Annotated in this window: 15 protein-coding genes; 10 read left to right on the top strand and 5 right to left on the bottom strand. The window is 71.2% G+C overall.

Features of this window, described 5'->3' with window-relative positions:
* Positions 1-2 precede the first annotated feature (2 nt).
* Genes gspF through gspM form a run of 8 tightly spaced genes read left to right on the top strand, consistent with a single transcriptional unit; the run spans position 3 to position 5,706 of the window.
* The gene (gene gspF, locus H5U26_RS08110) at positions 3-1,214 is read left to right on the top strand and encodes a type II secretion system inner membrane protein GspF (protein ID WP_290618481.1); all 1,212 of its coding nucleotides are present in this window, start codon (positions 3-5) and stop codon (positions 1,212-1,214) included.
* Positions 1,214-1,651, top strand: a complete 438-nt coding sequence (gspG, locus tag H5U26_RS08105) for a type II secretion system major pseudopilin GspG (RefSeq protein ID WP_290618479.1) — start codon at positions 1,214-1,216, stop codon at positions 1,649-1,651. The genes gspF and gspG overlap by 1 nt, the downstream gene beginning before the upstream one ends.
* A 10-nt stretch (positions 1,652-1,661) precedes the next feature.
* Entirely contained in the window at positions 1,662-2,168 is a 507-nt protein-coding gene (gene gspH, locus H5U26_RS08100; RefSeq protein WP_290618477.1) for a type II secretion system minor pseudopilin GspH, read from the top strand.
* A complete protein-coding gene (gene gspI, locus H5U26_RS08095) occupies positions 2,168-2,605 on the top strand; it encodes a type II secretion system minor pseudopilin GspI (RefSeq protein ID WP_290618475.1) in 438 nt (145 codons plus the stop codon). Before gspH ends, gspI begins: the two co-directional genes overlap by 1 nt.
* Positions 2,602-3,147: a type II secretion system minor pseudopilin GspJ gene (gene gspJ, locus H5U26_RS08090; RefSeq protein WP_290618473.1), complete on the top strand. Its 546-nt coding sequence runs from the start codon at positions 2,602-2,604 to the stop codon at positions 3,145-3,147. The genes gspI and gspJ overlap by 4 nt, the downstream gene beginning before the upstream one ends.
* Positions 3,144-4,058: a type II secretion system minor pseudopilin GspK gene (gene gspK, locus H5U26_RS08085; protein WP_290618471.1), complete on the top strand. Its 915-nt coding sequence runs from the start codon at positions 3,144-3,146 to the stop codon at positions 4,056-4,058. Before gspJ ends, gspK begins: the two co-directional genes overlap by 4 nt.
* The gene (gspL, locus tag H5U26_RS08080) at positions 4,058-5,215 is read left to right on the top strand and encodes a type II secretion system protein GspL (RefSeq protein WP_290618469.1); all 1,158 of its coding nucleotides are present in this window, start codon (positions 4,058-4,060) and stop codon (positions 5,213-5,215) included. Before gspK ends, gspL begins: the two co-directional genes overlap by 1 nt.
* Positions 5,212-5,706 (top strand): type II secretion system protein GspM, encoded by a 495-nt coding sequence (gene gspM, locus H5U26_RS08075; protein ID WP_290618468.1) that lies wholly within the window; start codon positions 5,212-5,214, stop codon positions 5,704-5,706. Before gspL ends, gspM begins: the two co-directional genes overlap by 4 nt.
* Before the next feature lie 30 nt (positions 5,707-5,736).
* Here gspM and H5U26_RS08070 read toward each other — a convergent pair whose 3' ends face one another.
* From H5U26_RS08070 to H5U26_RS08060, 3 genes are all read right to left on the bottom strand, one after another.
* Positions 5,737-6,708: an alpha-ketoacid dehydrogenase subunit beta gene (locus H5U26_RS08070; RefSeq protein ID WP_290618467.1), complete on the bottom strand. Its 972-nt coding sequence runs from the start codon at positions 6,706-6,708 to the stop codon at positions 5,737-5,739.
* Positions 6,701-7,699, bottom strand: a complete 999-nt coding sequence (locus tag H5U26_RS08065; protein ID WP_290618465.1) for a thiamine pyrophosphate-dependent dehydrogenase E1 component subunit alpha — start codon at positions 7,697-7,699, stop codon at positions 6,701-6,703. Before H5U26_RS08065 ends, H5U26_RS08070 begins: the two co-directional genes overlap by 8 nt.
* Positions 7,700-7,814: 115 nt before the next feature.
* Complete coding sequence (locus tag H5U26_RS08060) at positions 7,815-9,353, bottom strand: 2-isopropylmalate synthase (RefSeq protein WP_290618463.1); 1,539 nt, start codon at positions 9,351-9,353, stop codon at positions 7,815-7,817.
* Positions 9,354-9,679: 326 nt separating this feature from the next.
* On the opposite strand from H5U26_RS08060, the gene H5U26_RS08055 reads away from it, so the two are divergent.
* Entirely contained in the window at positions 9,680-11,020 is a 1,341-nt protein-coding gene (locus H5U26_RS08055) for a TRZ/ATZ family hydrolase (RefSeq protein WP_290618461.1), read from the top strand.
* Positions 11,021-11,086: 66 nt separating this feature from the next.
* Positions 11,087-12,097 (top strand): beta-N-acetylhexosaminidase, encoded by a 1,011-nt coding sequence (nagZ, locus tag H5U26_RS08050; RefSeq protein WP_290618459.1) that lies wholly within the window; start codon positions 11,087-11,089, stop codon positions 12,095-12,097.
* 31 nt (positions 12,098-12,128) lie between these two features.
* On the opposite strand, the gene H5U26_RS08045 is transcribed toward nagZ, so the two are convergent.
* Together H5U26_RS08045 and purB are read right to left on the bottom strand one after the other, a co-directional pair.
* Entirely contained in the window at positions 12,129-12,599 is a 471-nt protein-coding gene (locus H5U26_RS08045; RefSeq protein WP_290618457.1) for a hypothetical protein, read from the bottom strand.
* Positions 12,600-12,601: 2 nt separating this feature from the next.
* Complete coding sequence (purB, locus tag H5U26_RS08040; protein ID WP_290618455.1) at positions 12,602-13,969, bottom strand: adenylosuccinate lyase; 1,368 nt, start codon at positions 13,967-13,969, stop codon at positions 12,602-12,604.
* Positions 13,970-14,001: the final 32 nt, after the last annotated feature.

Genomic DNA, 14,001 nt, shown 5'->3' with positions numbered 1-14,001 from the left:
CCATGGCCGCCTATCAATACACCGCGGCGCGTCCGGACGGCGCCAGTACGCGCGGCCTGATCGAGGCCGACTCGGCGCGCCTGGCGCGCGCCGAGCTGCGCCGTCAGGGCCTGCTGCCGCTGGAGCTGACCGAGGTGCGGGCCAGCCGCGCCGGGGCCGGCTTCGCGCTGCGCCGCGAGCACCTGAACGGCCAGGAACTGGCGCTGCTGACGCGCCAGCTGGCGGTGATGGTCGACAGCGGCCTGCCGCTGGAAGAGACCCTGCGCAGCGTGGCCGAACAGGCCGAGGCGCCGCGCCTGAAGCGCGTGCTCACCGCCGTGCGCAGCCGCGTGCTGGAGGGACATTCCCTGAACGCCGCGCTGGCCGAGCACCCGCACAGCTTTGCCGAGTATTACCGCGCCGCGGTCAGTGCCGGCGAGGCCGCCGGGCGCATGGGGCCGGTCATGGATCGCCTGGCCGATTTCATGGAACAGCGCCAGGCGCTGCAGCAGCGGGTGATGCTGGCGCTGTTCTACCCGGCCACGCTGACGGTGGTGTCGATCGCCGTCGTGATCGGCCTGCTGACCTACGTGGTGCCGGAAATCGTGCAGGTGTTCGACCGCATGGGCCAAGCGCTGCCGTGGATCACGCGCGCCATGATCGCGGTCAGCGACTTCCTGCGCACCTGGGGGCTGGCGCTGCTGGTGGCGCTGGCGGCGGCGCTGATCGGCACGCGACTGCTGCTGCGCGTGCCGGCGCTGCGGCTGCGGTTTGCGGCCGGCGTGCTGCGCCTGCCGCTGCTCGGGCGGCTCATGCAGGGTCTGGACGAGGCGCGCTTCACCGGCACGCTGGGCACGCTGGTCGGTGCCGGCGTGAATCTGGTCGATGCGCTGCGCGTGGCGGCGCGGGTGGTCGGCAACCGGCACCTGCGGGCGGGCTTCGAGGCAGCGGCGGAGCGCGTGCGCGAGGGCGCGGCGCTGAACCAGGCGCTGCGCCGCGAACGCCTGCTGCCGGCCATGAGCCTGCGCTTGATCGCCAGCGGCGAGGCCGGCGGCGAACTGGGTGCCATGCTCGAACGCGCCGTCACCCTGCAGGAGCGGGCCTTGCAGAACACCGTGGCGGTGCTGCTGGGCGTGTTCGAGCCGGCGCTGATCCTGTCCATGGGCGGCGCGGTGCTGGTCATCGTGCTGGCCATCCTGATGCCCATTTTCGAACTCAACCAACTGGTGAAGTGATGCGTGCTGACAAGCGGAGTGAGAGCGGTTTCACCCTCATCGAGGTGATGGTGGTGGTGGTCATCCTGGGCATCCTGGCGGCGCTGGTGGTGCCCAAGATCATGGGCCGCCCGGACGAGGCGCGGGTCATCAAGGCCCGGCAGGACATCCAGGCCATCGAGGCGGCCCTGAACCTGTACCGCCTGGACAACCACGTGTATCCGGGCACCGACCAGGGCCTGAAGGCGCTGGTCGAGAAGCCCTCCGGCGAGCCGCCGGCGCCCAACTGGAAGGCCGGCGGTTACCTCGACCGCATGCCGCAGGACCCGTGGGGCCGCGACTACCAGTACCTGAACCCCGGCCTGCACGGCGAGATCGACATCTGGAGCTACGGCGCCGACGGCCAGGAAGGCGGCGAGGGCGTGAATGCCGATCTTGGCAACTGGGCGAAGCCCTGAGCCTGTGTCGATGCACCGTCAGCGCGCCTTCACCCTGCTCGAACTGGTGGTCGTGCTGGCGCTGATCGGTGTGATCCTGTCGTTCGCGCGCCTGTCGCTGGGCGATGGCGGCGCCGCGGCGCGGCTGGAGCAGGACGCCCGCACGCTGGCGGCGGCGCTGCGCCTGGCGCACGACGAGGCGGTGCTGGACGGGCGCGAGTTCGGCCTGCGCCTGGCCGCGGACGGCTACGACTTCATGCAGTTGTCGGGCAAGACCTGGCGGCCCCTGACCGGTCGCCAGCCGCTGCGGGCGCGCCGGCTGAGCGCAGGCCAGCAGCTGACGCTGCGCGTCGACGGCTACCCGGTGGCGCTGGAAGAAAGCCTGGACGGCGTCGACCGGCCGCAGGTCTTTCTGCTGTCGAGCGGCGAGGCGACGCCGTTTTGCGTCGCCGTCGAGGGCCGCGAGCAGCGCGCCTGGCAGGTGTGTGCGCAGGCCGACGGAGAAATTGCCGTGACCGCGCCCGAGGTCGCCGGCTGATGCACGGGCCGATGCGCGGCTTCACGCTGCTGGAGGTGCTGATCGCGCTGGTGGTGGTGGCGGTCACGCTGGCGGCCGCCACGGCGGCGATCGGCGGCGCGGCGCGCCGGCAACGGGGCCTTGAGGAGCGCACCTTTGCCACCTGGGCGGCGCACAACACGCTCGGGCGGCTGCGTCTGGACGGTCTGCCGGGCGATCACGTCGAGCGGCAGCAGGCAATGGCGGGGGAGCGATTGCAGGTCACGGTGCAGGCTCACGACGAGGAAGCGTTGCGGCGGCTTGAGCTGGTGGTGCATCGGGTCGGCGAGGATGAAGTTTTGGCGCGCCTGACCGGATTCCTGCCGCTGCCGACGGTGGAGCCGCTGCCAGGGGCCGAGTCGCCGCAGCAGCCGGCGCCCGCTGGGGCATCGGGGCCGGTACCGGAGCCGCCGCCGTGAGGACGGCCCGCGGCTTCACGCTGCTCGAACTGGTGGTTGCCCTGGCGGTGTTCGCGGTGCTGGCGACGCTCGCCTACGGCAGCCTGGCGCGGCTGCTGTCCGCGCGCGAACAGCTCGCCAGTCGGGCCGAGGCGCTCGGCCGCCTGCAGCTGGCTTACTCCCTGCTGGAGCGCGATTGTCAGGCGCTGGTGGCGCGCCCGGTGCGGGACGAACTGGGCGATCCGGAGCCGCCGCTGCGCCGGGCGCCGGACGGCAGCCTCGAGATCACCCAGGGAGCCTGGAGCAACCCGCTCGATCAGCCGCGCGCGCAGCTGCAGCGCGTGCGCTGGCAGGTGCGAAACGGCGTGCTGTACCGCGATGCCTGGCCGGTGCTGGACCGGGTGCCGGGCAGCCGGCCGCGTTCGCAGCGCGTGCTGGACGAGGTACAGCGCTTCGCGGTCGGCATCGAGACGGGTCGGACTGAGCGGGCCGTGTCGGTAAGGCTCGATGGCCGGCCGTTCGGCCCGATCGAGTGGCTGTTCGTGGTCGCGGGGGACGCATGATGCGTTCCCCGCAGCGCCAGCGCGGCGTGGCCCTGATCCTCGCCCTGCTGCTGATGACGATCGCCACCGTGGTGGCGGTGGCGGTGGCCTCGAACGAGGAATTTGCCATCCGCCGCAGCAGCAACGTCCTGCGCCGCGCGCAGGCCAGCGAGTACCTGACCGCCGGCGAGTATCTGGCGATGGCTCGGCTGCGGCCGGCACCGTCGGATGCAGCGGCGCCGTCACCGGTACGCATCGAGCTGCCCTGGCCGCTGGACCTGCCGGGCCAGGCGCAGGTCCAGGACGCACAGGGCTGTTTCAACCTGAACGTCCTGTCGCTGCCGCCCGGTGAGACGGACCTGGCCGAACAGCGCTTGCGGCGCCTGCTGGAGCTGCTGGACCTGCCGCCCGACATCGCCGACCAGCTGCTCGACTGGCTGGACGAGGACACCAACGCGCGCTTTGCCGGCGCCGAGGACGATGTTTACAGCCGTCGCCGGCCGCCCATGCGCACGCCCAACGCGCCGCTGGGCGACGTCTCCGAGCTGCGCCTGCTGCCGGCCATGGACGCCGAGGCCTACGCCGCGCTGGCGCCGCTGGTCTGTGCCCTGCCGGCACAGGCGGGGATCAACGTCAACAGCGCGCCGCCGCTGCTGCTGATGGCGCTGGCCGAGGGTCTGCGCCCGGGCCAGGCACGCGATCTTGCCGCGCGCGCCGCGGCCACGCCGTTTGCCAGTCTCGACGCCTTCTTGGCGGACCCGGCGCTCAGCGGCGTGCTGCTGGACGGCGGCGGGCTCACGGTGCGTTCGGACTGGTTCACGGTGCGGGCGCAAGTCACGCTCGACCAACTGCTCCTGCAGCGCGACAGCCTGCTGCAGGTGCAGGACGGTCGGGTGCGCGTGCGCCGGCGCCGCGAGCAGGTGGCGGGCTGATGGCGCTGCAGTATTTCCGCTGGGATGGCGCCGATGCCTGGCAGTGGCTCGAGCGCGGCGCGCTGCAGCAGGGCGATACCGCGGCCGCCGCGAGTGCCGCCGGCGGGGAGCCGGTGGGCGTCGTGCTGGCCGCGCCGCAGGTGTGGGTCAGTGCGCAGACCCTGCCGCGCCTGCCGGCCGCCCGGCTGGCCCGGGCGGCGATGTTTGCGCTCGAGGATCAACTGGCGAGCGATCTGGACGCCGTGCAGGTGGCGGTCGGCAAGCGCCGCGCCGACGGCCTGACCGAGCTGGCCGTGATCGGCCGTGCGCAGCTCGATGCCGCGCTTGCCCGCCTGCGCGAAGCGGGGCTGAAGGTCGCCGGCATCACGCCGCTGGCGGCCCTGCTGCCGGTCGACGCCTGTACCGTGCTGGCTGAGCCCACTTGCCTGACCGCGCGCCTGGGCGCCCAGGCCAGCCTGTGTGGCGCCCCGCAGGAGATCGGGCCTCTGCTGGCGGCCTTGGCTCCGGCGAACCTGCGTTGGCTGCAAACGCCAGGCGGGCCGCCGCCCGAAGTCGATGCCGAGGTAATCGCCGTGCCCGCCGAGCAGGCGCTTTGCCTCACCCCCACGCCGGCCAGCCCCGACTTGCTGCAGGGCGCCTACGCACCGGCGCGGCCGCCCGGCCAGTGGCGGCCGTGGCGCCCGGCGGCGGTGCTGGCCGGACTGTGGCTGGCGCTGCTGCTGGCCGGCGGGCTGCTCGAAACGGCGCGCCTTGGCCGGCAGAACGCTGCCCTGCGGACCGCCATCGGTGAGGAATTCACGCGCCTGTTTCCCGAAGAAGGTCGCCCGGTCAGCCTGCGGGCGCAGGCCGAGCGGCGCCTGAAATTGCTGGATCGGGGCGCCCGCGGCGGCGCGCTGCCGCTGCTGACCGTGGCGGTGCGTGCGCTGCCGCCCGGGCAGACGCTGACCGCACTCGATTACCGGGACGGTGCCCTGACGCTGGAATTCGGCCTGCCGGACGTGGCGGCGGTGGAGGCCTTGCGAACCCGCCTCGCGGCCGAGCGCGCGGTAAAGGCCGAGCTTCCGATGGCGGTGGCCGAAGGCGGCGTGGTGCGCACGCGACTGGTACTGCGCCCGGCGCCCGGCGCCAGCGCTGTGGCGCGGCAGGAGGGGCCATGAGTCGCTGGCCGGCTCTGACCGCGCGCTGGCGCCAGCTCGCACCGCGCGAACAGCGCTTGCTGCTGTTGGCCGCGGCCGTGCTGGCGCTGCTGCTCGGTTACGGCCTGCTGTGGTCGCCGTGGCAGGCGGCGCGCGAGCGCCTGCGCGCCGAAAATGCCCGCCTGCGCGCCGACCTTGCCTGGCTGCAACAGCTGGCGCCGCAGGTGCAGGCGCTGCGCGCCCGGCAACCGGCGGCGGGCGCGCCAGCCGGCGTTCCGCTGCCGGTGCGCCTGGACGCCAGCCTGCGCGCGGCGGGTCTGGGCGAGCATCTGTCGAGGCTGGAGCCGGCCGCGGACGGCAGCGTCAAGCTGTGGCTGAACGATGCACCGGCGGACGGCGTGCTGGCCTGGTTGGCCGAACTGGCCGCCCAGGGCGTGGCGGTGGAGTCGCTGGGTCTGGGACCGGGCGCAGGTCCCGGCCTGGTCAATGCCCGCGCGACGGCGCGCGAGTGATGGCCGGGCCGGCGCAGCGGCCGGACGTTGTTATTCCTGTAGCAGGCGCCGGGCGGCGTCCACGATCTGCGCCGCGTCCGGGTAGAAGCCTTTTTCGAGCGCCGGCGAGAACGGTATCTGCATGTCCGGCGCGGTCAGGCGCCGCAGCGGCGCGCGCAGGGACCAGAAGCCGTCCTCGGCGATGGTGGCGAGGATTTCGCTGGCCACGCCACAGCTTTTGTGGCCCACGTCCACCACCAGTGCGCGGCCGGTTTTCGCGACTGATGCCAGGATCGTCGGGCAGTCCAGCGGCACCAGCGTGCGCGGGTCGATGACCTCCAGCGAGATGCCCTCCCGGGCCAGCGTGTCGGCGGCCGTCAGTGCCTCGCGCACGCGCGAGCCGATGGCCACGACGGTCAGGTCGCTGCCCTCGCGGCGCACGGCCGCCTGCCCGAACGGGATCAGGTAATCGTCCTGCGGCACCTCGCCGCGGCTGCCCCACAGCGCGCCATCCTCGAACATGAGCACCGGATCGTCGTCGCGCACGGCGGTCTTGAGCAGTCCCTTGGCGTCGTGGGGCGTGCTCGGCACGGCGATCCTCAGGCCAGGCACCTGCATGAACATGGCGTAGTTGCGGTCCGAGTGCTGCGCCGCCAGGCCGCCGTTGTAGAACAGCGCGGCGCGGAACACCGCCGGTACGTGCGCCTGCCCGCCGTACATGTAGGCGGTCTTGGCGGCCATGCTGACCAGCTGGTCCATGGCCAGGTACATGAACGAGGCGATGGTGAAATCCACGATCGGCCGCATGCCGACCAGCGCCGCGCCGATCGCCACGCCGGTGAAGCCGGCCTCGCTGATCGGCGTGTCGCGCACCCGCTCCAGGCCGAAGCGCTCGGCCAGACCGCCGGTGCTGCCGTAGACGTTGAAGGACACGTCCTCGCCCAGGATGAACACGCGCGGATCGCGCGCCATCTCCTGCTCCTGCGCCTCGCGGATGGCCTCGAGAAAGGTCAGTTCACGCATGGTCGAAACCCGCAATCGGCGTGCGGTACAGGCCGCGGTGGGCCTCGGCCGGATCCGGCCAGGGGCTTTGTTCGGCGAATTCGAGCGCCGCGGCGACCTCGGCGGTGATGGCGTGCTCGATGCTGGTCAGTGTTGCCGTGTCAGCGATGCCGGTGTCTTCAAGATGCCGGGCGAACAGCGGCAATGGATCGCGCGCCTGCCAGGCGGCCAGTTCCGATGCGTCCCGGTAGGCGATGGCGTCGTACAGCGGACCTTCGGAGTGGTGCGGGTAGCGGTAGGTCTTGGCCTCGATCAGGCTGGGACCGGCGCCGTCGCGGGCGCCTTGCACGGCCTGCGCGACGGCAGCATGGACAGCCAGCGCGTCCTGGCCGTCGACGATCTGGCCGGGAATCCCGTAGGCCGCCGCGCGGGCTGCCACGTCCGGCACGCGGCTGATGCTGCTGAACGCGGTAGTCACGCCGTAGCCGTTGTTCTCGCACAGGAACACCACCGGCACCTGCCAGGCGCTGGCCATGTTCAGCGCCTCGTGGAAATAGCCCTCGTTCGAGGCGCCGTCGCCGAAGAAACACAAACACACGCGGTCGCTGCCCTGCATTTTGGCGCCCAGTGCGGCGCCGACCGCCACCGGCAGGCCGGAGCCGACGATGCTGCTCTCGCCCAGGCTGCCGACCGAAAAATCGGCCAGGTGCATTGAGCCGCCCTTGCCGCCGTTCACGCCGGTGGCCTTGCCGAGGATCTCCGCCAGCAGCGGACCCAGCGCCGCGCCCTTGCCGATGGGGTGGCCGTGCGAGCGGTGGTTGCCGACCATGGTGTCGTCAGTGCGCAGGGCCATGCAGGCGCCGACGACCTCGGCCTCCTGGCCGATCGACAGGTGCACCGAGCCGGGGATGCGGCCACGGCCGAACAGCGTCTTGACGGTCTCGTCGAAACGCCGGATGCGCAGCATGCGCCGGTACATTTCGAGCTGCGTGGCAGGATCGGGCGTGGACATGGGCAGGCGTGCCTGGCGGGTGATTTCGAGGCGCCGGAAATCTCGCACCGATGCGGCGGCAGGTAAAGCGCGGGCCGGGCGCCTGTGCATCCGGCCCGCGTGCGACTGCCGCCGGTCAGACCCCCGCCGCGGCGTGCGAGCGCGCCGCCAGCACCAGGTTCAGGCAGTTGACGTAGGCCTTGGCCGACGCGATCACGATGTCGGTATCGGAGCCGGAACCGTTCACGGCCATGCCGTCGCGCGCCAGGCGCACGCTGACCTCGCCCTGCGCGTCGGTGCCGGAGGTGATGCTCTGCACCGAGTACAGCTGCAGCTGCGCGCCGGAATTCACGATTGCCTCGATGGCCTTGAAGGTGGCGTCCACCGAACCGTCGCCTTCGGCGGTGGCGCTGCGCTCCTCGCCGTCGACGACCAGCGATACGGTGGCCTGCGGCGTCTCGCCGATCTCGGCACAGGCCTTCATGCCGACCAGCTTGATGCGCTCGTTGGCCTGGCTCAGGTCCATGTCCGTGACCAGCGCCATCAGGTCCTCGTCGAAGATCTCGCGCTTCTTGTCGGCCAGCTCCTTGAAGCGCCGAAAGGCTTCGGCCATTTCTTCCTGGCTGGCGAACTCGAAGCCGAGCGCGGTCATGCGCTGCTTGAAGGCGTTGCGCCCGGACAGCTTGCCCAGCGTCAGGCGGTTGTCCTGCCAGCCGACGTCCTGCGCGCGCATGATCTCGTAGGTCTCGCGGCTCTTGAGCACGCCGTCCTGGTGAATGCCGGACTCGTGCGCGAAGGCGTTCAGACCCACGATGGCCTTGTTCGGCTGCACGTGAAAGCCGGTGATGGCGGCCACCAGCTTCGAGCAGGCCAGCAAGTGCCGGGTGTCGACGCCCACGTCGCAGGGGAACAGGTCCTGGCGCGTGCGCACGGCCATGACGATCTCCTCCAGCGCCGCGTTGCCGGCCCGCTCGCCAAGGCCGTTGACGGCGCATTCCACTTGCCGGGCGCCGGCCATCACGGCGGCCAGCGAATTGGCCACGGCAAGGCCCAGATCGTTGTGGCAGTGGGCCGAGAAGATGGCCTTGTCCGAGTTGGGGATGTTCTCGATCAGGTAGCGGAACTTCTCGCCGAACTGCTGCGGCAGGTTGTAGCCGACCGTGTCCGGCACGTTGATGGTGGTGGCACCGGCGTCGATCACCGCCTCGAAGATGCGGCACAGGAATTCCATCTCCGAGCGCCCGGCGTCCTCGGCCGAGAACTCAACGTCGTCCGTGTACTGGCGCGCCCGCTTGACCGCCCGCACCGCCGCCTCGACCACCTGGTCGGGCGTCATGCGCAGCTTCTTTTCCATGTGCAGCGGCGAGGTGGCGATGAAGGTGTGGATGCGCGGCGCCGCCGCCGGCTTGATGGCCTCCGCGGCGCGGTCGATGTCGGCATCGCCGGTGCGCGCCAGGGCACACACACGCGCGTCCTTGATGATCTCGGCCACCGCCTTCACGGAGGCGAAATCGCCGGGGCTGGAGGCCGGGAAGCCGGCCTCGATGACGTCGACCTTCAGCCGCTCCAGGGCGCGGGCGATGCGCAGCTTGTCCTCGCGGCTCATGGCGGCGCCGGGGCTTTGCTCGCCGTCGCGCATGGTGGTGTCGAAAATGATCAGTTTGTCCTTGCTCACGACCGGTCTCCGGAACAGTAACGGGCGGCCGCGCAGGCTTGCCGCCGCGGCCTTGTTGTCTGAGTGAGTGTGCGTACTGGGGGCCCTCGCCAGGGCATGCGTGTGTCTGCCTTACGGCAGTCGCAGCGTCAGTGGCAGGAGGCCGTGCGGCCGGCAGGTCAGGGCAGCGGACGCACGCGGGCCGGCGCCGCGCGGGGCGCGGGCGGGGAGGGCACGGACAGGCGGGCGGTTGCGGGTCATGGAATTTGCAATTGCGAGGAGCGCCGGCACTATAGCACTGCGTTTTGACGCTGCAAACGCAGTTTTTACCGCTCCGGATCAAGCTGATGAACGATTCTGCAGGTTTCGTGGCCCACGCCCGCTGGGTGATTCCGGTCGAGCCCGCCGGGCGGGTGCTGGACCATCACGCCGTGGTCGTTCGGGACGGGCGCATCCTGGCCGTGCTGCCCAGTGCGCAGGCGCGCGAACAGTTCGCGGATCGGGTCCAGGTAGAACTGCCGCGCCATGCCCTGATTCCCGGTCTGGTCAACGCCCACACGCACGCCGCCATGACGCTGCTGCGCGGCCTGGCCGACGATTTGCCGCTCATGCCCTGGCTGCAGCAGCACATCTGGCCGGCCGAGCAGCGCTTCGTCGGGCCGCAGTTCGTGCGTGACGGCAGCGCGCTGGCGGTGGCGGAGATGCTGCAGGCCGGCGTGACCTGCTTCTCGGACATGTACTTCTTTGGCGAGGAGACGGCGCAGGTGGCCGCCGCGGCCGGCATGCGGGCGGTGGTCGGCCTGATCGCCATCGATTTTCCGAGCGCCTACGCCGCCGATGCCGACGACTACCTGCGCAAGGGCATCGCCCTGCACGACGCCTGGCACGGCCATGCGCTGATTCGTACCGCATTTGCGCCGCATGCGCCGTATACGGTGAGCGACGAGCCGCTGCGGCGCATCGCCACGCTGGCGGAAGAACTCGACCTGCCGCTGCACATCCACCTGCACGAGACGGCGCACGAGGTGGCCCAGAGCGAGGCCCGCTACGGCGTGCGGCCGCTGGAACGGCTGGCCCAGCTGGGCCTGCTGTCGCCGCGACTGATCGGCGTGCACGCCACGCAGCTGCTGGCCGGCGAGATCGCCAGCCTGGCCGCCCAGGGCGCCAGCATCGTCCACTGCCCGGAATCGAACATGAAGCTCGCCTCCGGCGCCTGCCCGCTGCCGGCCCTGCTGGCAGCCGGCGTGAACGTGGCCATCGGCACCGACGGCGCCGCCAGCAACAACGATCTGGACCTGCTGGGGGAGCTGAAAACCGCCGGCCTGCTGGCCAAGCTGGGTTCCGCCGATGCCGCCGCGGCGCCGGCGCCCGCGTTGCTGCACATGGCGACGCTGGGCGGCGCCAGGGCGCTGGGTCTGGATGAGGAAATCGGCTCGCTGGTGCCCGGCAAGGCGGCCGACATGGTGGCGCTCGACCTGTCGGCCCCGCACTGCCAGCCGGTGCACGATCCGGTCTCGCAATTGATCTACGCCGCCGGCCGCGAGGCGGTGACCGACGTGTGGGTGGCCGGCTGGCGCCTGCTGCACGAGCGGCGCCTGAGCACGCTGGATGCGGCCGCCATCGTCGCGAAAGCCGCCGAATGGGGCGAGCGCATCGGCGCCGCCGATCACGATCACAGCAGCGGCTAGCCGGCCCTCCCTCACATCCGACACCGGGCCTGCCCAGGTCCAGACGCAAACCTCGCAAGGACACCCATGCCCAAAGCGCTCGCCCCCGGTCCGCTGGTGATCGGTCTTCCCGGCCCGCAGCTCGCGCCGGCCGATGCCCAGCTGCTGCTGCAGCCGGCCATCGGCGGCGTGATCCTGTTCGAGCGCAACTTCGTCGACGCGGATCAACTGCGCGCGCTGTGTGCCGACATCCACGCCCTGCGTGAGCCGCGGCTGCTGATCGCCGTGGACCAGGAGGGCGGGCGGGTGCAGCGCCTGCGCCCCGGTTTCACGCCGTTGCCGCCCGCGGCTGCCTATGGCCGGGCCTACGCTGAGGACGCAACGCGAGGCCTCGCGCTGGCGCGCGCCGGCGGGCTGGTGATGGCGGCCGAGCTGCTGGCGCTGGGCATCGACCTGAGCTTTGCGCCGGTGCTTGATCTGGACTATGGCGTCAGCGAGATCATCGGCGCCCGGGCCTTTCATGCGCAGCCGCAGGCTGCCGCGGCGCTGGCCGGCGCCTTCATGGCCGGCATGGCCCAGGCCGGCATGGCTGCCTGCGGCAAGCATTTTCCCGGTCACGGTGCGGTGGCGGCTGACACGCACCTGACGCAGGTGATCGATCGGCGTGCCCGCGACGCCATCGAGGCCGACCTGCTGCCCTACCGGCGGCTGATTGCGGACGGTCTGGCCTCGGTGATGATGGCGCATGTCGTGTTCCCGGCCGTGGACGCCGAGCCGGCCGGCTTCTCGCGCCGCTGGGTGCAGGAGGTCCTGCGCGGCGAGCTGGGCTTCGATGGCGCCGTGTTTAGCGATGACCTTGGCATGGCCGGCGCCGCCGGGGCTGGTGGCTTTGTCGAACGCGCCCGGCGCGCGCTCGACGCCGGCTGCGATTACCTGCTGATCTGCAACGATCCGGATGCGGTAAATGCCACGCTGGCGGCGCTGTCGCCGGCAGCCGTTCCACTGCCTCGGCACCTCGCCCTGCTGGCGCGGCCGGTCGGGCAGGTGCACGGCCAGCTCGGCGCAGCGCGCCAGGCGCTGGCCGGTTGTCTGGCATGAGCGTTTGCCGCGCCCGGGCGCGGGTGTGGACTCAGGGGGTCTGGTTGCCGATCGCGAGCGACGCGCAGTAGCCGGCGATCATGGCCGGAACCCGCTGTGGGTCCTGGTCGTAGGCCAGCACGTACTGGGCTTTGCCCAGCAGCAGCCACAGCGGCGGCGTGTCGGTACCGTGGCGCAGGATTTCAAGGCCACAGCGCAGCTCGCGGGATTTTTGGGTGGCACGGGCGTAGTCCATGTAGCCGGATTTGAGTTCCGCCCGCGGGCCGATGCGCACGGCGCCGGTCGGGCCCTGAAACAGCGTCTTGCTGCCGACCTGGTTGCCCTCGAAGACATAACCGGGCGGCAGTGTCAGTACGCCTTCGAATATCCGTACATAGACCTTGGCCGGCGCGGCGACCGGCGGCGGGCAGGCAGCGGTCGGCGTCGCCACCGGCGCAGGTTTTGGCGTCGTTGCGCAGGCGGCCAGCAGGCAGGGCAGGGCGACGACGAGGGCGCGGCGCACGTTCAGATGTCCCGCGCCAGGCGCGCGGCAAGTCCGGTATAGGTGGCCGGGCTGAGCGCCGCGAGACGGGCCTTTTCGGCCGGTGGCAACGGAAGGTTGTCGATGAAGGCGGTCAGGGTCGCGGCATCGATGGCCTGGCCACGGGTCAGGGCCTTCAGTTGCTCGTAGGGGTTTTCCACGCCATGGCGGCGCATGGCGGTCTGGATGGCCTCGGCCAGCACCTCGTGGGCGTGGTCCAGATCGCGCGCCAGGGCTGCGGTGTCGACCACCAGCTTGCCCAGGCCCTTGTGCAGGGACTGCCAGGCCAGCAGCGTGTAGCCGGCCGCCACGCCCACGTTGCGCAGCACCGTGGAGTCGGTCAGGTCGCGCTGGAAGCGCGAGATCGGCAGCTTGCGCGCCAGGTGCTCCAGCAGCGCATTGGCAAGCCCCAGGTTGCCCTCGGCGTTCTCGAAGTCGATCGGGTTCACCTTGTGCGGCATGGTGGACGAACCCACTTCGCCGGCCACCACCTGTTGACGGAAATAGCCCAGCGACACGTAACCCCACACGTCACGGCACAGGTCGATCAGGATCGTGTTGCAGCGGGCGAGGGCGTCGAACAGCTCGGCCATCCAGTCGTGCGGCTCGATCTGCGTGGTATAGGCGTTGAATGCGAGGCCAAGCCCGCTCACCAGCCGCTGCGCCAGGGCCGGCCAGTCGCTGTCCGGGTAGGCGGCCAAATGGGCGTTGTAGTTGCCGACCGCGCCGTTGAACTTGCCCAGAATCTGCACCGCCGCGATGCCGTCGCGCTGGCGGCGCAGGCGCGCGACGACGTTGGCCAGCTCCTTGCCCAGCGTGGTCGGCGTGGCCGGCTGCCCGTGGGTGCGGGCCAGCATGGGCGCCTCGGCGGCACCGTGGGCGAGCCCGGTCAAGTCGCCGATCAGGGTGTCCAGGTACGGCAGCAGCACCAACTCCCGTGTGTCGCGCAGCATCAGCGCGTAGGCCAGGTTGTTGATGTCCTCGGAGGTGCAGGCGAAGTGCACGAAGCCCTTGGCGGCGGTCAGCTCCGGATCGCCCTCGAACTGCTCGTGGATGAAGTACTCGAGCGCCTTGACGTCGTGATTGGTGGCTTTCTCGAGCGCCTTGACGCGCGCGGCACCGGCCTCGCCGAAGTCGTTTTCGATGGCCGTCAGGCGCGCCAGCGCGGCCGCGCTGAAGGGCGGCAGCTCGCGGATGTCGGGCGTGTCGGCCAGCAGCCGCAGCCAGGCCAGCTCGACCCGCAGGCGATAGCGGATCAGGCCGTACTCACTGCACAGCGGGCGCAGGGCGGCGGTTTTCTCCTGATAACGCCCATCCAGCGGCGACAGGGCGGTGAGTTCGAAGATCGACATGAGGCTCCGGGAGCAGTCGGCGGCTTGTGCAG

The sequence above is a fragment of the Immundisolibacter sp. genome, from assembly GCF_014359565.1.
In the GTDB taxonomy this organism is placed as follows: domain Bacteria; phylum Pseudomonadota; class Gammaproteobacteria; order Immundisolibacterales; family Immundisolibacteraceae; genus Immundisolibacter.
Note: the sequence above shows the minus strand (reverse complement) of the source record. Positions and strands in the feature narration are given on the sequence as shown.